Genomic DNA, 18,368 nt, shown 5'->3' on the forward strand with positions numbered 1-18,368 from the left:
AGCGGCATGATCTACGGCATTGGTACCGACATCTGCGACCTGCGCCGCATCGCCGCCACCTTCGAGCGGCAGGGCGAACGCTTTGCCCACCGGGTGCTCAGCGATGCCGAGTTCGCGGTGTGGAAGGCCCGCAGCGAGCGCTGGCCCAAGCGCGGCCTGAGTTATCTGGCCACCCGCTTTTCCGCCAAGGAGGCCTTCAGCAAGGCCATCGGCCTGGGCATGCGCATGCCGATGACCTGGCGCCTGTGTGAGATCGCGAACCTGCGCAGCGGCAAGCCCGTCATCGTGCTGCATGGTGAGCTCAAGGAGTGGTTCGAGGCCAAGGGCCTCACGGCGCACGTGACGGTGACCGACGAAACCGAATATGCCGCGAGCTTCGTCGTGGTCGAATACAAGAACGAGGCATGACCCTGGCAACGACAACCCTTCACGCGCCGCTGATCATCGATGTGGCGGGCTCGGAACTCAATGATGCGGATCGCCGCCGGGTAGCAAACCCCTTGGTCGGTGGCGTGATCCATTTCGCCCGCAACTGGCGGGACCGCGCGCAAATGACCGCGCTCAATGCAGAGTTGAAGGCCATCCGCCCCGATCTGCTGATCTGTGTCGATCACGAAGGCGGCCGCGTTCAGCGGTTTCGTACCGACGGCTTCACGCGCCTTCCCTCGATGCGCGCCCTGGGCGACCTGTGGATGCGCGATGCGATGCGCGCCACGCAGGCCGCAACGGCGACTGGCCAGGTGCTTGCGGGCGAGCTGCGCGCCTGCGGCGTCGACTTCAGCTTTGCGCCGGTGCTCGACCTCGACCACGGCGGCAGCAGCGTGATCGGCGACCGCAGCTTTCACCGCGATCCCCGGGTGGTGGCGCTGCTGGCAAAGAGCGTGATGCACGGCATGCTGCAGATGGGCATGCGCAACTGCGGCAAGCATTTTCCGGGACATGGCTTCGTCACGGCCGATTCGCACGTCGAGATTCCGGTCGACCGCCGCGGCCTGAAGGCGATCCTGGAAGACGATGCGCGGCCGTTCGACTGGCTGTCCGGAACGCTCACGGCCGTGATGCCGGCGCACGTGATCTACCCGAAGGTGGACAAGCGGCCTGCCGGGTTCTCTTCGAAGTGGCTGAAAGATGTGTTGCGCACCCGGCTCGCTTTCGAAGGCGCGATCTTCAGCGACGACCTGAGCATGGAGGCCGGGCGCTACATCGACGGCCAGCTGCTGAGCTATGCCGATGCCGCATTGGCGGCGCTCGATGCGGGCTGCGACCTGGCGATGCTGTGCAACCAGAGCATCGGCGAAGGACGGGCGCTCGATGAGCTGCTCGATGACTTCAGTGCCGCAGCCAAGACAGGGCGTTGGCAGCCCGAAGCCGCTAGCGAGGCGCGTCGGCGGGGGCTGCTTCCCGAAGCGCCGCACGCCGGCTGGAATGCGCTCGTCGGCTCGACGGGATACAGGCAGGCAAGGCAAGTACTGGCGAAGGCCGGCCTGGCCAGCGCCTGAGGCCCGGCTGGTTACGGGGCCTTGCCCTCGACCGGAGGCGGCGGCGAGTTCGTCCACAGGCGTTCGCCGCCCGAATCCAGGTGCGTCAGGTACAGCCGGACATCGAATTCCAGCCGGTGGTAGCTGGGCTCCATGTGCTCGCAGAGCGCATAGAAGCTCTTGTCATGGTCGCGCTCCTTCATGTGCGCGAGCTCGTGGACCACGATCATGCGCAGCCACTCGAGCGGCACCTCCTTGAACAGGGTCGCCACGCGAATTTCGCGCTTGGTCTTGAGCTTGCTGCCCTGTACGCGTGAAACCGTGGTGTGCGTGCCGAGCGCATTGCGGATCACGTGCAGCTTGCTGTCGAATGCCACCTTGGAGAGCGGCGGCGCCTTGCGCATGAAGTCGCTCTTGAGCTCGCTCACGTATTCGTAAAGCGCACGGTCCGTCTGCACTTCATGCACGGGGCCGGGGTAGCGGCTGCGCAGCAACGGCGCGAGTCCTTCGGTCTCGACCAGTTGCCGGACCTGGGCCAGCAGCGTGGGCGGATACCCCGCGAGATACTTCATGCAGCCGAGCCGGCGCAGGCGAGCCCGGTGGCCACGCCGCCGAACAGGTCGCCTTCGACGAGCGTCACGCCGGCGAAGCTCTTGCGCAAGGCCTGCTGGAATGGCCGCAGGGCCGAAGAGCCGCCGGTCAGGTAGATGGCGTCGAGATCGCCGCTGCGCAGCCCGGCGCGCTTGACACAGGCGTGCGCGCAGGCAATCACGTTTTCGAGCAACGGCGCGAGCTGTTGCGCCATGTCGGCGGGCGAGAGCGATGCGGTCAAGCCTCGCTCGGCGCACGAAAGGTCGATGGCGGTGAGTGCATCGGTCACCGAAGTGTCGATTTTTGCCTGCTCCACTTCGCTGGCAATGCGGTGTCCATGGCGTTCTTCGAGCACCGCCATCAGCCGGTCGTGCAGCCGGGTGTCGCTGTAGCTCGTGCGCAGGTCTTTCGCCTGCCGCACTGCCTTGGCGGCATACAGCCAGTTGATCAGGTGCCAGGACGAAAGCTCGAAGAACACCTTGCTCGGCACTTCGCGCCCCTGCGGGCCCGTGTGGCGAAAGCCGAATTCCGGCATGACGCGGTCGAGGTTCAGGCGCTGGTCGAAGTCGGTGCCGCCGATGTGCACGCCACTGGTCGCCAGCACGTCGTCGCTGCGGTCTTCACGCGCGGCGCGATCGGGGCCGACGCGCACCACGGTGAAGTCGGAAGTGCCGCCGCCCACGTCGACGATCAGCACCAGGGACTCTTTCGTGATGCGCTGCTCGTAGTCGAAGGCCGCCGCAATCGGTTCGAGCTGAAAAGCGATGTCGCGAAACCCCGCCGCACGGGCCGCGTGGCGCAGGCTTTCCTCCGCGCGCTCGTCGCGCTTCGAATCGTCGTCGACAAAATGAACCGGGCGGCCGATGACAACGCGCTCGGGCACCCCGCCCAGTTCACGGCCGGCCCGCGCGGCCAGCTCGCGCAAGAAGCGGGCGATGATGTCCTCGAAGCTCACGAGCCCGTCGTAGATGGCCGTTTTTTCCTGCATCAGCGCGCTGCCGAGCAGGCTCTTCAGCGAACGCATCAGGCGGCCTTCGACACCCGCGAGGTAGAGCGCAACCGCATCGCGGCCGAAGTGCGTGGTGCGGTCTTCGGCGTTGAAGAAGATTGCGGTGGGCAGCGTGGTGGCCGCACCTTCGATGGACAGCAGTCGGGCCACGCCGTCGACCCGGCAGGCCACGGCGGAATTGGAGGTGCCGAAGTCGATGCCGATCGTCGGCAGCGACGACGGTAACTTCACGCTCAAGATTCCCTGCGCAGCGCCGGGAACAGGATCACGTCGCGGATGCTCGGCGAATCCGTCAGCAGCATCATCAGCCGGTCGATGCCGATGCCGCAGCCGCCGGTGGGCGGCATGCCGTATTCGAGCGCGCGAACAAAGTCGTGGTCGTAGTACATGGCTTCGTCGTCGCCGCTGTCCTTCGCGGCCACCTGCGCGTTGAAACGGGCGGCCTGGTCTTCGGCGTCGTTGAGCTCGCTGAAGCCGTTACCGAACTCGCGGCCCGTGATGTAGAGCTCGAAGCGCTCGGTGACCTCGGGCCGCTCATCGTTGGCGCGCGCCAGCGGCGAGATCTCGGTGGGGTGCTCCATGATGAAGGTCGGCTGCCAGAGCTTCTCTTCCACGGTCTCTTCGAAGTACATCACCTGCAGGCTGGCCAAGCTGCGCTGCGAGAGCTTGTCCTTCTCTTCGCTCAGGCCGATCTTCCGCAGGGCGTTGATGAGCCAGGTGCTGTCATCGACGCCGGTACCGGCGTCCGTGTACTTGAGGATGGCTTCGCGGATCGTCAGGCGCTCGAAGGGCTGCGTCAGGTCGACCGGCTTGCCCTGGTAGGTGAGCTGCTGCGTGCCCACGGCCTTGTCGGCAATGGTGCGGATCAGCGTTTCGGTGAAGTCCATCAGGTCGCGGTAGTTCCAGTAGGCCGCGTAGAACTCCATCATGGTGAACTCGGGGTTGTGCCGCACCGAGATGCCTTCGTTGCGGTAGCTCCGGTTGATTTCGAACACGCGCTCGAAGCCGCCGACGATCAGGCGCTTGAGGTACAGCTCCGGCGCGATGCGCAGGAACATCTCCTGGTCGAGCGCGTTGTGATGCGTCTTGAAGGGCTTGGCATTGGCGCCGCCCGGAATGGGATGCAGCATCGGCGTTTCGACTTCGAGGAAGTCGTTGGCCACCATGAACTCGCGCAGCGCGCTCACGGCCTTGCTGCGAGCGGTGAAGCGCACGCGCGCCGATTCGTCGGTGATCAGGTCGACGTAACGCTGGCGGTACTTCTGCTCCTGGTCGGCCATGCCGTGGAACTTGTCGGGCAGCGGACGCAGGCTCTTGGTGAGCAGGCGCAACTTGGTCACCTTGACCGAGAGCTCGCCGGTCTTGGTCTTCATGAGCGTGCCTTCGGCGCCGACGATGTCGCCCAGGTCCCAGCGCTTGAACTCGGCATACGCCTCTTCGCCGATGGCGTCGCGCGTCACGTAGAGCTGGATGCGGCTCGTGGCATCTTGCAGCGTCGCAAAGCTGGCCTTGCCCATCACGCGCTTGAGCATCATGCGGCCCGCCACGCTCACGGAGACTGCCTGCGCTTCGAGTGCTTCGGCCTCGGTGGCGCCGTGCGCCTCGATCAGCGCAGCCGCACGATGACCCGGCTTGAAGTCATTCGGAAACGCGACGCCCTTGCCCTCGGCCTGCGCAGTACGCATCAGCTTGAGCTTTTCGCGGCGTTCGGCGATGAGCTGGTTGTCGTCGACGGCGGGTGCGGAAGCCGGAGCCGCAGCGGGCGTGGGAATGGAAGGGATCAGGTGGTCGGACATGGAGAGCGGAGGAGGGCGCAACGGGAGCGTGCGCAACCCGCCATTTTAGCCGATAGGGTTCGAATGAAACCGGCCTCCAGTGCCCGCCAATCCTGTGCGATACGCTATGAAAAAAGTAGCGAACTATCCAGTGATGCCCGCACGCGCGAGCAGATCGCTGACCAGTTCGAGCCGCATCAGCGGGCTCTCGAGCTCCATGAGCCGTTGCCGCAGTTCGAGTTGCATGGGCACCAGTTCGCACCAGCGGTTGGCAACCCAGCCGCAATCGTTGAACTGGTAGGGCTCGCCGATGGGCAGTCGCACGGCCTCGGCGCCCTGCGCGCGGCGGCGTTCTTCGAGCGTGTCGACAAGGCGCCGCAACGCGGTGGCGGTGTGCTGCAGGTCGTCGGGAATTTCGATGGCGGTGTCTGCAATCACTGCCTCGACTTCGGCCACCCACAAGCCGTATTTCTGCAGCTCGGTCCGGCGAACCCGAAACCGCTGCGTGCCGACGCATTCGATCTGGAGCAGGCCGCTTTGCGGTGATTCGAATTCGCGGATGACGGCCAGCGTGCCGACGGCCGCAAAGCTTTCGGCATCGGCACCGGCCTTGCGCACTTCGCTGCCGCTCGTGAGGCTGACCACGCCGAACGGTGCATCGGCCTTGCGGCATTTGCCGACCATGTCGAGATAACGTACCTCGAAAATACGCAGTGGAAGCACGCCGCCCGGGAACAGAACCGTACCGAGCGGGAACAATGGCAGTGAATGCAAAAGGGGCTGTGTCGTCATCGAAGAACCTTGCATGGCTATCATCGCATTCCGCTCACGACCCTGCCCCATGCTCTACCAGATCCCCTCGTTTCTTCTCGACGTGATCGTCGGCCTGCTCGGCGGCGCCTGCCTGCTGCGCCTTTACATGCAGTACCACCGGGTGCCTTTCGGCAATCCGCTCGGGCGCTTCGTGTTTGCGATTACCGACTGGATCGTGCTGCCGCTGCGCCGCATCGTGCCGTCGGTCAAGCGCTGGGACCTGGCAAGCGCCATTGCGGCCTGGCTGCTGGTGATCGTGAAGTTCCTGATTCTGTGGCTGCTGATCGGCAACCTGGGGCGCATCGCGGCCTTGCCGCTCGTGTCGCTGGTGGGGCTGATGCAGCTCGCGGTGTCGGGCCTTACCGCGCTGCTGGTGGTCTATGCCGTGCTGTCGTGGATACCGGGCGCGTCGCCGATGCTGCTCGACCTCATCTCGCGATTGGCCGAACCGCTGGTGCGGCCCTTCAGGCGTTTCATTCCGCTGATTGGCGGCGTGGACCTGTCGCCCCTGGCCGCCATCGTGGTGCTGCAGGTGATTGCCATCGTGCTGGGCAACCTGCTGGTCTGGGCCTACCGGCTGGGCTGAGGCCCTTCCGGCAGGATTCTTGTCAGATGACCGCGTCGGCCGGCTGACGCAGCAGCATCGCGAGCGTGCTCGCAATGGTCTTGCGCAGTTCGCGGCGGTCGCTGATGAAGTCGATGGCGCCTTTGGTCTGCAGGAACTCGGCGCGCTGGAAGCCTTCAGGCAGCGTCACGCGCACGGTCGATTCGATCACGCGCGGGCCGGCAAAGCCGATGAGCGCCTTGGGCTCCGCAATGACCACGTCGCCTACGAAAGCGAAGCCGGCCGAAACGCCGCCCATGGTCGGGTCTGTCAGCACGCTGATGTAGGGCAGGCCCTTCTTCGCAAGACGCGTGAGCGCCGCGTTGGTCTTGGCCATTTGCATCAGCGACAGCAGGCCTTCCTGCATGCGTGCGCCGCCGGTGGCGGTGAAGCAGATGAACGGCACCTTCTGCTCGATGGCCGTTTCGACACCGCGCACGAAGCGCTCGCCGACCACACTGCCCATGCTGCCGCCCATGAATTCGAATTCGAAGCAGGCCACGACCACGCTGATGCTGTGGACCGAGCCGCCCATGACGACCAGCGCGTCGGTTTCGCCGGTGTTCTCGAGCGCTTCCTTGAGCCGCTCGGGGTACCGGCGGCTGTCCTTGAACTTCAGCGCGTCGACGGGGAGCACTTCCTGGCCGAGTTCATAGCGGCCTTCCGCGTCGAGGAAGGCGTCGAGCCGTGCGCGGGCGCCGATGCGGTGGTGATGGCTGCAGCTAGGGCAGACATTCTGGTTGTGCTCGAGATCGGTCTTGTAGAGAACCGTTTCGCAGGCGGGGCATTTGATCCACAGGCCCTCGGGCACCTGGCGGCGCTCCGACGGGTCGGTTTGTGCGATCTTGGCGGGTAGCAGTTTTTCAAGCCAGCTCATAGGACTCCGAATTAGCTCCCCTCTTCCGCAATGCGGAAAAGGGGCTGGTGAGGGCAGCGGCGATTATCTGCCAGCCGCGTTCTTGGGGGTAGCGGCGGGCAGGGCGTCCAGCGCCTCTCGGATTCCGGCGAGAAATTCGCGTACCGCGGGCACGACCTTTTCACGCGGCTGTCCGTCGATCAGCTGGATGATCTTGGTGCCGATCACGACCGCATCGGCCGCCGATCCCACCGCCTGCGCGGTGCGCGCGTCGCGAATGCCGAAGCCCACGCCGACGGGAATGTTCACATGCTCGCGGATGCGCGGGATCATCTGGCCGACAGCCTCGGTGTCGAGGTGGCCGGCGCCCGTCACGCCCTTGAGCGAGACGTAGTAGACATAGCCGCTCGCAATGCGCGCGACCTGCGCCATGCGCTCGTTGGTGCTGGTGGGGGCCAGCAGAAAGATCAGGTCGATGTTCGCGGCCTTGAGCTCCGCGGCAAAGTCTTCGCATTCCTCGGGCGGGTAGTCGACCACCAGCAGGCCGTCGACGCCCGCGGCAGATGCATCGCGGATGAAGGCCTTCTTGCCGTGCACAAGGTCATAGCGCTCGACCGGATTGGCGTAGCCCATCAGCACCACGGGCGTGGTCGCGTCCTTCTGGCGGAAGGCAGTGACGATGGCCAGCACCTGCTTCATGCCGACGCCTAACGCCAGCGCCGCTTCGCCGGCTTTCTGGATCACCGGGCCGTCGGCCATGGGGTCGGAGAACGGCACGCCCAGCTCGATCACATCGGCGCCGGCTTCGACCATGCCGTGCATCAGCTCGGGGGTGATGTCCGCAAAGGGAAAGCCTGCAGTGACGTAAGGGATCAGCGCGCGACGACCGTCTTTTTTCAGTGCGTCGAAGGTGGCGGCAATGCGGCTCATCACTTGCCTCCTTTCACGCTCAGGCCGCGCATCGAGGGCCGGTCGTAGAAGTCGACGCCCGAGAGGTCGGCCACGGTGCCGATGTCCTTGTCGCCGCGCCCCGAGAGGTTGACCAGGATCGACTGGTCCGGCCGCATGGTCTTGGCGAGCTTCATCGCGTAGGCCACGGCGTGGCTCGATTCGAGGGCCGGAATGATGCCCTCGGTGCGGCACAGGTAGTGAAAGGCTTCGAGCGCTTCGGTGTCGGTAATGCCGACGTATTCCGCGCGGCCGATGTCGGCCAGGTGCGCGTGCTCGGGGCCCACGCCCGGGTAGTCGAGCCCGGCACTGATGCTGTGGGTTTCGGTGATCTGGCCGTCTTCGTTCTGCAGCAGGTAGGTGCGGTTGCCGTGCAGCACGCCCGGGCTGCCGCGCAGGATCGATGCCGCGTGCTTGCCGCTGTCCAGGCCTTCGCCTGCCGCTTCGACGCCGATGAGCCGGGTGCCGGCAAACGGAATGTAGGGATGGAAGATGCCGATCGCATTGCTGCCGCCGCCCACGCAGGCGACCACCACGTCGGGCTGCTTGCCCTCGGCCTCGCCGGTAATGCCGTCGGCCGCGAGCATGGCGGGCATCTGCTCGATGCATTCGGTGCCGATCACGCTCTGGAAGTCGCGCACCATCGTCGGGTAGGGGTGCGGGCCTGCCACGGTGCCGATGATGTAGAACGTGTTTTCCACGTTGGTCACCCAGTCGCGCATGGCTTCGTTGAGCGCGTCCTTCAGTGTCTTGCTGCCCGATTCGACGGGCACCACCGTGGCGCCGAGCAGGTTCATGCGGTAGACGTTGGGGCTCTGGCGCTTCACGTCCTGGCTGCCCATGTAGACCACGCATTCGAGCCCGTAGCGCGCGCAGATCGTGGCCGTGGCCACGCCGTGCTGGCCTGCGCCGGTTTCGGCGATGACCCGGGGCTTGCCCATGCGCCGCGCGAGCATCGCCTGGCCGATCACGTTGTTGATCTTGTGCGCGCCGGTGTGGTTGAGGTCTTCGCGCTTCAGGTAGATCTGCGCGCCGCCCATTTCACGGCTGGTGCGGGCCGCGTGATAGATGGGGGAGGGCCGGCCGACGAAGTGCTTCAGCTCGTAGTGGAATTCGGCCAGAAACGCCGGATCGTCCTTGAACCTGGCGTACGCATCGCGCAGTTCGTTGATCGCGTGGGTGAGCGTTTCGCTCGCGAAGGTGCCGCCGTAGTTGCCGAAATGGCCGGTGGCGTCGGGTTGCTGGTAGTCCTGAAATTGGCTTTGCATGGTTCTCGATCGTTGGGCCGCAGCCCGAAATCACGATCGGGTGCGGCGGCTAACTGGAGAAGGACGAGGCGTCCGCCGCTCTCACGGCGGCGACGAATTGCCGGATTTTTTCGGCGTCCTTCAGGCCCTTGTTTCCCGGGCCGTCGATTTCGACGCCCGAGCTCACATCAACGGACAGCGTCTTGCAGCGCGTCCGCAGGATGCGAATGCCATCGCTCACGTTTGCAGGTGTGAGCCCACCACTCAAGACGAGGTGAGCGTCGACGGCGGGTGGAAGAAGTGACCAATCGAATGCCTTGCCGCCACCGCCATAACCTTCGACATGGGCGTCGAGCAGGATGGCCTGGGCGTGGGAGTAATCGGAAGCGTATTTTACGAGGTCGAAGCCCGCTCCGGCAGCCCCCAGCGGAATACGGGCGGCGCGCATGTAGCGAAAGCGGCCCTGGCCGGTGGCTTCTTCGCATTGTTCCGGCGTTTCCTCGCCATGAAACTGCGCGATCGATCCTCTCACGCGGGCGAGGGACGCTGCGACTTCAGGCGCGGCCTCGTTCACGAACAGCAGCACCGGCGTGATGAAAGGTGGGAGGCGCGAAGCCAGTTCCGCGGCGCGAGCGGCCGTTACGGCGCGGGGGCTCTTGGGATAGAGCACGAAGCCGACCGCATCTGCGCCCGCGTCGACCGCGGCATCCACATCGGCTTCACGCGTGAGGCCACAGATCTTGATGCGGGTGCGAGGCGACGTCATGGCGGCCCATCATAAGGAGCACCGCCGGCCTGCAGCGTGGCCTCGGCCGGCAGACCCCACTTGGCGTCGTACAAAGGCCCCAGAAAGTACAACCCGTCGGCGGAGAAGGTGGGCGCCGCCACCTTGCGGCTGCGCGCCTCGAGCACTTCCGTGATCCATTCGGGCCGCTCGTCACCGCGGCCGATGCGCACCAGGCAGCCCATCAAATTGCGGATCATGTGGTGCAGGAAGGCATCGGCCTCGAATTCGAAGTGCCAGCGGCAGCGGTCGCCTGTGCCATGGCGCGTGATCTCGATGCGCCGCAGGTCCTTCACCGGAGAGCGCGCCTGGCAGGCCGAGGCGCGAAACGAGCTGAAGTCGTGCTTGCCCACCAGCAGGGCGGCGGCCGCGCGCATGGCGTCGCCGTCGAGCGCATGCATCGACCAGCCGACCCGGCCCGAGTCGAGGCTGGGCCGCACGGGCGATTGCGAGAGCACGTAAAGGTAGCGGCGGGCCAGGGCGCTGGCGCGGCAATGGAATTCGTCGGGCACCGGATGCGCCCACTGCACGGCGATGTCGTCGGGCAGGTAGCGGTTGGTGCCGCGCATCCAGGAGAAGGGTTCGCGTTCCACGTCGGTGTCGAAGTGCACCACCTGCATCAGCGCATGCACGCCGGCGTCGGTGCGGCCGGCGCACAGCGTGCCGATGGGCTGCGCGGCGAATTTGCCGAGCGCCGCTTCCAGCTTGTCTTGAACCGTGCGGCCCGAGCGCTGGCTCTGCCAGCCCTCGTACGCCTGGCCGTTGTAGCGGATGCCTAGCGCCAGCCTCACGAATTCAGGAACAGGGGAAAAGCCGCTCAGCGCAGCTCGGCGAGCAGTTGCCTTGCCTGCGACTTGAGGTCGCCGGCGCTTTCGGCTTCGACTTCTTCCACCAGCGAGCGGGCGCCTTCGACGTCGCCGATGGCCTGCAGCTCGCGGGCCAGCGACAGCTTGACCGCGTGGGGGCTGTCGTCGCCGTCGTCCTGCGGCATGGCTGCTGCGGGGCGGGCGGCTTCGGCGGTGCCGGCCACCGGGCGGGCGGGAAGGCCGGCCAGTGCGCTCATGTCGAATTCGATGAAGCCCGAATCCGCAGGAAGGTTGTTGCCGCTGCGCAGCGTTGCCGGGCGGGTGTTGTCGTCGGCGTCGTTCAGTCCCGCGGGGCGGCTGATCGGAGCCAGCGCGCCAGGAGCGGTGTCGAAATCGTTTTCGAGGTCGACAGGTGCCGGTGCATGCGCATGTCCGTTGGACAGGGGAGCGGATGCGGCGGGGGCGTAGGCCGTCTTAGGCAGGCTGGCGCTCACCGGAGCGGGGCTCGGTGCGAGTGCGGCCGGCTGGCTCAGGTCCAGGTCGAAGTCCAGCGGTGCGACGGACGGCACGAAGGCCGGCGCGGCGACAGCAACTGCCACGGGGGCGGGCGCTGCGGCCGGAGGCGTTGCGGCAGCAGGCTTGGCCGCGGTGGCCAGGGCGCCGGCAAATGCGGCGCTTTCGGCCGCGCTCACGCCGCCCCGGGCCGTGCCCGACTCATACAGCGGATTGCCCGGATCGAGGTCCTTGCCCATCTCGACCACGCGGTTCCAGTCGGAACCGGTGCCGTTGGTCAGCTTGTGCACTTCGGTCGCCAGGCCTTCATAGGCCCGGACGTCGCGGCGCTTGGCGTGGATTTCGAGCAGCTTGAGGTGAATGGCCGTGCGGTCCGGATTGACGCGCAGCGCTTCGCGCAGGATTTCCTCGGCCTGCAGGTCGCGGCCATAGGCAAGGTACACGTCGGCCTCGGCCACGGGGTCGACATCGCCCGCGTCGAGCTGGCTCGGCGAGTACGACAGCGACGAAACCGTGGAATCGCCGCGGTGCTTGGTGTCGACCGATTCGCCGCCGCTTGCGCCGAAGAACGAGTCTTTGGGAATGCGGCTTTCGAGGAACACGCTTTCGCTCATTTCCTCGCGCCGGCGGCCCAGCACGCGGTAGAGCAGGAAGCCGATCAGCAGCGCGATCAGCGCCGCGCCGGCCAGCATCAGCGGGTTCTCCATCAACTCGTCGAGGAAGCTGCGCTCGACCGGGGGCGGCGGCGGGGCTGCCTTGACCACCGGCTTGGGCGCCGGTGCAGGTGCGGCGGCGCTGGCGGCAGCCGAGGGAGCGCCGGGCATGGTTTCAGCTGACGCGTTGGCGTCAGGGGCCGCGGCGGTGGGAGCGGTTGCGGGCGTTGCGGCCGCGGAAGCTTCTGCCGGGGCCGAAGCAGCGGCCGGTGCTGTTGCGGGCGCTGCAGCTGGAGCAGCAGGCGCTGCAGCCGGAGCCGCGGGAGCGACAGGCGCCGCAGCCGCAGCGGGCACTGGCGCCGGGCTGGCCGCCGTCGGCGATGCCGTGGCGGCTACGCCCGGATTGGGAACCGGAATGCCCGGCGTGGCCGGTACCGGTGCGGGCGCCGCGCCCGTGGCGGGAGCGGCCGAACCGGTGGCCGCCTTGAGCTTGGCCAGGTCGTTGATGTTCTTGGAAAGCTCGGCAACGCGGTTGTTGCTCTCCTGCGCCTGTCGTGCCTGCGCAACCTTCTCGTCGGCCGCACGGGCAGCCGCGCTGCCTTGGGAGATCGTCAGCTTGTCGGGTGCGCTTGCGGTGGCGTTGCGGTCTTCGACATTGGCTTGCACCTTGCCCGACGCATTGCGGCTGGCAGCGGCCACGTTGGCTGTGGGCGCGTTCTCTGCCAGGCGCTGGCGGTAGGCGCCGAAGTCGCGGCTTTGCGCGGTGATGGTGCGCTTCGCTTCCGCGGGAAGAATGGCACCGGCCTCGGCTGCACTCGGCAGGTCGAGCACTGCGCCGGCCTTGATGCGGTTGACGTTGCCTCCGATGAACGCATCGGGGTTGGAGAGCAGGAGCGCCACCAGCATCTGGTCGAGCGAGACGTCGGCGGACTTGTGGGCACCGGCGATCTTGCTGGCGGTGTCGCCGCGCTGCACCGTGACCTGCTCGCCGCTTGTCGGACGAATCGGCGCCGCGGCGCTGGGGGCTGGGGCAGCCGGCGCAGCAGGTGCGGGCGCGGCGGCCGGCGGTGCGGTGACGGGTGCGACAGGTGCGCGCTCGCGGCGCGTGCGGGCTGCTGCCTGGCCCGAGCGTTCTGCCGGGGCCGTGCCGATCTGCGGGGTAGAAGGAGAAATCGGCGCGCTCGGCGCTGCCTGGCGCGTCACGGGCGGGTCGAGCAGCACCGTGTAGTCGCGCACCATGCGGCCCGACGAGCCGTTGGCTTCGAGCAACAGGTCGATGAAGGGATCGTTGAGCGGACGGGTACCCGTGAGGCGCACCACGTACTGGCCGCCGGCGCGGCGCTGCAGCGTCGCCTTCACGTCGCTCAAGGCCGCGTTGTACGGAACGCCCGCGTTCTTGAAGGCGTCGGCGCTGGCAACGTTGATCTTCAGGCTGTCCGCTTCGGCGGCCGCCATTTCGGTCACGTCGATTTCAGCGCGAAGGGGTTCGCCCAGTGCCGATTGCACCTTCAGTTGGCCCAGTGCAAAAGCGCTCGCATCGGTGCTCGCAACGCCCAAGGCAACCGCCATGGCGGCACCGAGGACGGAAAGGCGGAGACCTTTCAAAGGCAGAGAAGGGCGAGCGGCCGATGGGCGGGCCGCGGGCAACAGATGTCTTGTCATGCTGATAGGGGGCGGCTCAGGCCCAGAAATTGTAAGAGGACGTTAGCACCAACACCGGGTACTGACAAGGCGCTGCGCCTGTTCTACCCAGTACGCGCATACTTACGCACACATCTTCCGTTGCTGTTAAGCAACATTTCGGGCTTATGGTGAGCCGGCGCGCCCCCATCAAGCCTCGAGCAAGATGCGCAGCATGCGGCGCAGCGGTTCGGCCGCGCCCCACAGCAGCTGGTCGCCGATGGTGAAAGCGCCGACGTATTCAGGGCCCATTGCAAGCTTGCGGATGCGGCCCACCGGGATGTCCATGGTGCCCGTGACGGCCACCGGCGTCAGGTCCTTGAGGCTGGCTTCGCGGGTGTTCGGCACCACCTTGGCCCATTGGTTGTCGGCCGCGATCATGGCCTCGAGGTCTGCCAGCGGCACGTCCTTCTTGAGCTTGAAGGTCAATGCCTGGCTATGGCAGCGCATCGCGCCGATGCGCACGCAGAAGCCGTCGACCGGCACGGCGGCGGTACCGAAGCCTGCGCCCTGGCCAAGAATCTTGTTGGTTTCCGCGCCGGCCTTCCATTCTTCCTTGGAGGTGCCGTCGCCCAGGTCCTTGTCGATCCAGGGAATCAGCGAGCCGCCCAGCGGGGCGCCGAAGTTGGCAGTTTCGGCGGCGCTGAGGTTCTGCTGCTTGTGCAGTACCTTGCGGTCGATTTCGAGAATGGCCGACTTGGGATCGTCCAGCAGCGCGCGCACTTCGGCGTTCAGGGTGCCGAACTGCGTCAGCAGCTCGCGCATGTGCTGCGCACCGCCGCCCGAGGCAGCCTGGTAGGTCATGCTGGTCATCCACTCGACCAGGCCCGCCTTGTAGAGGGCGCCCACGCCCATGAGCATGCAGCTCACGGTGCAGTTGCCGCCGATCCAGTTCTTGCCGCCGTTGGCGAGCGCGTTCTGGATGACCGGCAGGTTGACGGGGTCGAGCACGATGACCGCGTCGTTGTTCATGCGCAGCGTGGAAGCGGCGTCGATCCAGTGGCCGCTCCATCCCGCAGCGCGCAGCTTGGGGAACACCTCGCTGGTGTAGTCGCCGCCCTGGCAGGTGATGATGATGTCGCACTTCTTCAGTGCGTCGATGTCGTTCGCATCCTTCAGCGCGGTCTCGTTCCTGGCCATGGCCGGGGCCTTGCCGCCGGCGTTGGAGGTCGAGAAGAACAGCGGCTCGATGAGCCCGAAGTCGCCTTCGGCCTGCATGCGGTCCATCAGGACCGAGCCGACCATGCCGCGCCAGCCTACAAGGCCGACCAGAGGTTGAGATGCGTTCGCCATTTCAGTTTGCCCTTGTGAAAAAGAAAGAAATTGTCTTTTCTTGCCCCCGACTCGTCGAGCCGGGGAGGGGCGTGACGAAGCGGGCTGCGGTTAGCCGGTAATCGTCTTTTTGGTGATTGCTGCAACAACCGCGTCGCCCATCTCACGGGTGCCGACGCGCTTCGTACCTTCTGACCAGATGTCACCCGTGCGCAGCCCGGAGGCGAGCACATGCTTGACCGCCGACTCGATACGGTCGGCAGCTTCGGCTTGGTTGAGTGAAAAGCGGAGCATCATGGCAGCGGACAGTATTGTAGCCAAAGGATTGGCAACCCCTTTGCCGGCAATGTCGGGCGCGCTGCCGTGGCTGGGTTCATACAGGCCCTGGTTGCTCGAATTGAGCGAGGCCGAAGGCAGCATGCCGATGGAGCCGGTGAGCATGGCGGCCTCGTCCGAGAGGATGTCGCCGAACATGTTGCCGGTGACGATCACGTCGAACTTCTTGGGCGCCTTCACCAGCTGCATGGCTGCGTTGTCGACGTACATGTGGTCGAGTTCGATGTCCGGATAGTCCTTGTGCACCTCGGTCACCACGTCCTTCCAGAACTGGAAGGTCTCGAGCACGTTGGCCTTGTCGACACTGGTCACGCGCTTGTTGCGCTTGCGTGCGGCTTCGAAGGCCACGCGGGCAATGCGCTCGACCTCGGGGCGCGAATAGCGCATCGTGTCGAAGGCTTCTTCGGCGCCAGGAAAGTGCCCGTCGACAGCCGTGCGGCGGCCGCGCGGCTGGCCGAAGTAGATGTCTCCAGTCAGTTCGCGAATGATGAGGATGTCCAGGCCCGCGATGAGTTCGGGCTTGAGGCTCGATGCATCCACCAGCTGCTCGTAGCAGATGGCCGGGCGGAAATTGGCGAACAACCCGAGGTTCTTGCGCAGGCCAAGAATCGCCTGCTCGGGGCGCAGCGGTCGGTCGAGCTTGTCGTACTTCCAGTCGCCGACGGCGCCGAACAGCACCGCATCCGCTTCTTTCGCAAGCTTCAGCGTCGACTCGGGGAGCGGATGGCCATGCGCCTCGTAGGCCGCGCCGCCGACCAGCGCAGTTTCCATTTCGAACGAGAGGTCGAGCGCGTCGAGCACGCGGATGGCTTCTGCCACGATTTCGGTGCCGATGCCGTCACCCGGGAGAACTGCGATTTTCATAAGTTGGTCTGAGGTTTGAAATTGGAGATGCGAAGCTTCAGGCGATCATCGTGTGCGCGAGCCACGGCTTCTGCGCCAGTCGCTCGGCCTCGAAGGCTTTGATCTTGTCCTTGTGGCGCAGCGTCAGGCCGATGTCGTCCAGCCCGTTGATGAGGCAATATTTGCGGAAGGCCTGTACGTCGAAAGCGAACTCGCCGCCGTCGGGCTTTACGACCACCTGGCGTTCCAGGTCGATGGTCAGCGAATAGCCGGGGAAGGCAAAGGTCTCGTCGAACAGCTGCGCCACCTGCGCTTCAGGCAGCACGATCGGCAGCAGGCCGTTCTTGAAGCTGTTGTTGAAGAAGATGTCGGCGTAGCTCGGCGCAATGATCGCGCGAAAGCCGTACTGGTCGAGCGCCCACGGCGCATGCTCGCGCGACGAACCGCAGCCGAAGTTCTTGCGCGCCAGCAGGATCGATGCGCCCGCGTAGCGCGGCTGGTTCAGCACGAAGTCGGGGTTCGGCTTGCGGCTGGCCGGGTCCTGGCCCGGAAAGCCGGCGTCGAGATAGCGCCATTCGTCGAACAGGTTCTGGCCGAAGCCGGTGCGCTTGATCGACTTGAGGAACTGCTTCGGAATGATGGCGTCGGTGTCGACGTTCTCGCGGTCCATGGGGGCGACGAGGCCCTTGTGCACGGTGAATTTCTGCATGTGAATCTCTCTTCTTGTTCAGGCGAAGGTGCGCACGTCGACGAAGTGGCCGTGCACCGCGGCGGCGGCGGCCATGGCCGGGCTCACCAGGTGGGTGCGGCCACCGGCGCCCTGGCGGCCTTCGAAGTTGCGGTTGCTGGTCGATGCGCAGCGCTCGCCGGGTTCCAGGCGGTCGGCATTCATGGCCAGGCACATCGAGCAGCCGGGCTCGCGCCATTCGAAGCCCGCGGCCTTGAAGATCAGGTCGAGGCCCTCGCGCTCGGCCTGTTCCTTCACCACGCCGGAGCCCGGAACCACCATCGCGAGCTTCACGTTTTTCGCAACCTTCTGGCCGAGCTTCTTCACCACGGCCGCGGCTTCGCGCATGTCCTCGATGCGGCTGTTGGTGCAAGAGCCGATGAACACCTTGTCGATGAAAATGTCGTTCATCGCCTTGTTGGGCTCCAGGCCCATGTAGACCAGTGCGCGCTCGATGGCGCCGCGCTTGCTGGCGTCCTTTTCCTTGTCGGGATCGGGCACGCGGCCGTTGATGTCGACCACCATCTCGGGCGAAGTGCCCCAGGTGACCTGCGGCTGGATCTGCGTTGCGTCGAGCTCGACCACGGCGTCGAACTTCGCGTCGGGGTCGGACTGCAGCGTGCGCCAATAGGCCACGGCCTGATCCCATTCCACGCCGGAGGGTGCGAGCGGGCGGCCCTTGATGTAGCTGATGGTCTTTTCGTCGACCGCCACGAGCCCCGCGCGCGCGCCGGCCTCGATGGCCATGTTGCAGACCGTCATGCGGCCTTCCATGCTCAGGTCGCGAATTGCCGAGCCCGCGAATTCGATGGTGTAGCCCGTGCCGCCTGCGGTGCCGATCTTGCCGATGATCGCGAGCACGATGTCCTTGGCGGTGCAGCCGAACGGCAGCTTGCCCTCGACCTTCACCAGCATGTTCTTCGCCTTCTTGCCGAGCAGCGTTTGCGTGGCCATCACGTGCTCGACCTCGCTGGTGCCGATGCCGTGCGCCAGGGCGCCGAATGCGCCGTGCGTGGAGGTGTGCGAGTCACCGCAGACCACGGTCATGCCGGGCAGCGTGGCGCCCGATTCGGGGCCGATCACGTGCACGATGCCCTGGCGCTTGCTCAGGAACGGAAAGAACGCCGCGGCGCCGAACTCCGCGATGTTCTTGTCGAGCGTGGTGACCTGCTCCTTGCTGGTCGGGTCGGCAATGCCTTCGTAGCCGCGCTCCCAGCCCGTGGTGGGCGTGTTGTGGTCGGCCGTGGCCACGACCGAGCTGATGCGCCACAGCTTGCGGCCGGCCTCGCGCAGCCCCTCGAAGGCCTGCGGGCTGGTGACCTCGTGCACCAGATGGCGGTCGATGTAGAGGATGGCGGTGCCGTCTTCCTCGGTGTGGACGACGTGTTCGTCCCAGATCTTGTCGTAGAGCGTGCGTGCCATGTCGTTCTCTT

Annotated in this window: 17 protein-coding genes; 3 read left to right on the forward strand and 14 right to left on the reverse strand. The window is 66.0% G+C overall.

Annotation, left to right across the window (positions count from 1 at the left end; translation table 11 throughout):
• The first annotated feature begins 6 nt into the window (after positions 1-6).
• A complete protein-coding gene (acpS, locus tag M0765_RS16550; RefSeq protein ID WP_126745761.1) occupies positions 7-408 on the forward strand; it encodes a holo-ACP synthase in 402 nt (133 codons plus the stop codon).
• The gene (gene nagZ / locus M0765_RS16555) at positions 405-1,499 is read left to right on the forward strand and encodes a beta-N-acetylhexosaminidase (protein ID WP_258504760.1); all 1,095 of its coding nucleotides are present in this window, start codon (positions 405-407) and stop codon (positions 1,497-1,499) included. Before acpS ends, nagZ begins: the two co-directional genes overlap by 4 nt.
• A gap of 11 nt (positions 1,500-1,510) precedes the next feature.
• Here nagZ and M0765_RS16560 read toward each other — a convergent pair whose 3' ends face one another.
• From M0765_RS16560 to M0765_RS16575, 4 genes are all read right to left on the reverse strand, one after another.
• Positions 1,511-2,050, reverse strand: coding sequence for a M48 metallopeptidase family protein (locus M0765_RS16560; RefSeq protein WP_258504761.1), 540 nt, complete (start codon positions 2,048-2,050; stop codon positions 1,511-1,513).
• Entirely contained in the window at positions 2,047-3,315 is a 1,269-nt protein-coding gene (locus tag M0765_RS16565; protein ID WP_258504762.1) for an Hsp70 family protein, read from the reverse strand. The genes M0765_RS16560 and M0765_RS16565 overlap by 4 nt, the downstream gene beginning before the upstream one ends.
• Positions 3,312-4,874, reverse strand: a complete 1,563-nt coding sequence (gene lysS / locus M0765_RS16570; RefSeq protein ID WP_258504764.1) for a lysine--tRNA ligase — start codon at positions 4,872-4,874, stop codon at positions 3,312-3,314. The genes M0765_RS16565 and lysS overlap by 4 nt, the downstream gene beginning before the upstream one ends.
• Before the next feature lie 123 nt (positions 4,875-4,997).
• The gene (locus M0765_RS16575) at positions 4,998-5,645 is read right to left on the reverse strand and encodes an LON peptidase substrate-binding domain-containing protein (RefSeq protein ID WP_258504766.1); all 648 of its coding nucleotides are present in this window, start codon (positions 5,643-5,645) and stop codon (positions 4,998-5,000) included.
• Positions 5,646-5,694: 49 nt separating this feature from the next.
• On the opposite strand from M0765_RS16575, the gene M0765_RS16580 reads away from it, so the two are divergent.
• Entirely contained in the window at positions 5,695-6,252 is a 558-nt protein-coding gene (locus tag M0765_RS16580; protein ID WP_258508309.1) for a YggT family protein, read from the forward strand.
• 22 nt (positions 6,253-6,274) lie between these two features.
• Here the strand turns inward: M0765_RS16580 and accD are convergent, their stop codons facing one another.
• The 10 genes from accD to leuC form a co-directional block, all read right to left on the reverse strand.
• Complete coding sequence (gene accD / locus M0765_RS16585) at positions 6,275-7,147, reverse strand: acetyl-CoA carboxylase, carboxyltransferase subunit beta (RefSeq protein ID WP_126745767.1); 873 nt, start codon at positions 7,145-7,147, stop codon at positions 6,275-6,277.
• Between the two features lie 63 nt (positions 7,148-7,210).
• A complete protein-coding gene (gene trpA, locus M0765_RS16590; RefSeq protein ID WP_258504767.1) occupies positions 7,211-8,056 on the reverse strand; it encodes a tryptophan synthase subunit alpha in 846 nt (281 codons plus the stop codon).
• A complete protein-coding gene (gene trpB / locus M0765_RS16595) occupies positions 8,056-9,342 on the reverse strand; it encodes a tryptophan synthase subunit beta (protein WP_126745769.1) in 1,287 nt (428 codons plus the stop codon). Before trpB ends, trpA begins: the two co-directional genes overlap by 1 nt.
• 49 nt (positions 9,343-9,391) lie before the next feature.
• On the reverse strand, positions 9,392-10,087 hold the full coding sequence (locus tag M0765_RS16600) for a phosphoribosylanthranilate isomerase (protein WP_258504769.1): 696 nt from the start codon (positions 10,085-10,087) through the stop codon (positions 9,392-9,394).
• Positions 10,084-10,896, reverse strand: a complete 813-nt coding sequence (gene truA, locus M0765_RS16605) for a tRNA pseudouridine(38-40) synthase TruA (RefSeq protein WP_157612822.1) — start codon at positions 10,894-10,896, stop codon at positions 10,084-10,086. Before truA ends, M0765_RS16600 begins: the two co-directional genes overlap by 4 nt.
• A 26-nt stretch (positions 10,897-10,922) precedes the next feature.
• On the reverse strand, positions 10,923-13,646 hold the full coding sequence (locus tag M0765_RS16610) for a FimV/HubP family polar landmark protein (RefSeq protein WP_446751562.1): 2,724 nt from the start codon (positions 13,644-13,646) through the stop codon (positions 10,923-10,925).
• A 261-nt stretch (positions 13,647-13,907) separates the two neighbouring features.
• Positions 13,908-15,050, reverse strand: a complete 1,143-nt coding sequence (asd, locus tag M0765_RS16615; RefSeq protein ID WP_258504772.1) for an aspartate-semialdehyde dehydrogenase — start codon at positions 15,048-15,050, stop codon at positions 13,908-13,910.
• Between the two features lie 90 nt (positions 15,051-15,140).
• The gene (gene leuB, locus M0765_RS16620) at positions 15,141-16,229 is read right to left on the reverse strand and encodes a 3-isopropylmalate dehydrogenase (protein WP_258504774.1); all 1,089 of its coding nucleotides are present in this window, start codon (positions 16,227-16,229) and stop codon (positions 15,141-15,143) included.
• Between the two features lie 37 nt (positions 16,230-16,266).
• Entirely contained in the window at positions 16,267-16,917 is a 651-nt protein-coding gene (leuD, locus tag M0765_RS16625) for a 3-isopropylmalate dehydratase small subunit (RefSeq protein WP_157612826.1), read from the reverse strand.
• Between the two features lie 18 nt (positions 16,918-16,935).
• Entirely contained in the window at positions 16,936-18,357 is a 1,422-nt protein-coding gene (leuC, locus tag M0765_RS16630) for a 3-isopropylmalate dehydratase large subunit (RefSeq protein ID WP_258504776.1), read from the reverse strand.
• Positions 18,358-18,368 lie beyond the last annotated feature (11 nt).

Origin of the sequence: Variovorax sp. S12S4 (genome assembly GCF_023195515.1) — a bacterium.
In the GTDB taxonomy this organism is placed as follows: domain Bacteria; phylum Pseudomonadota; class Gammaproteobacteria; order Burkholderiales; family Burkholderiaceae_C; genus Variovorax.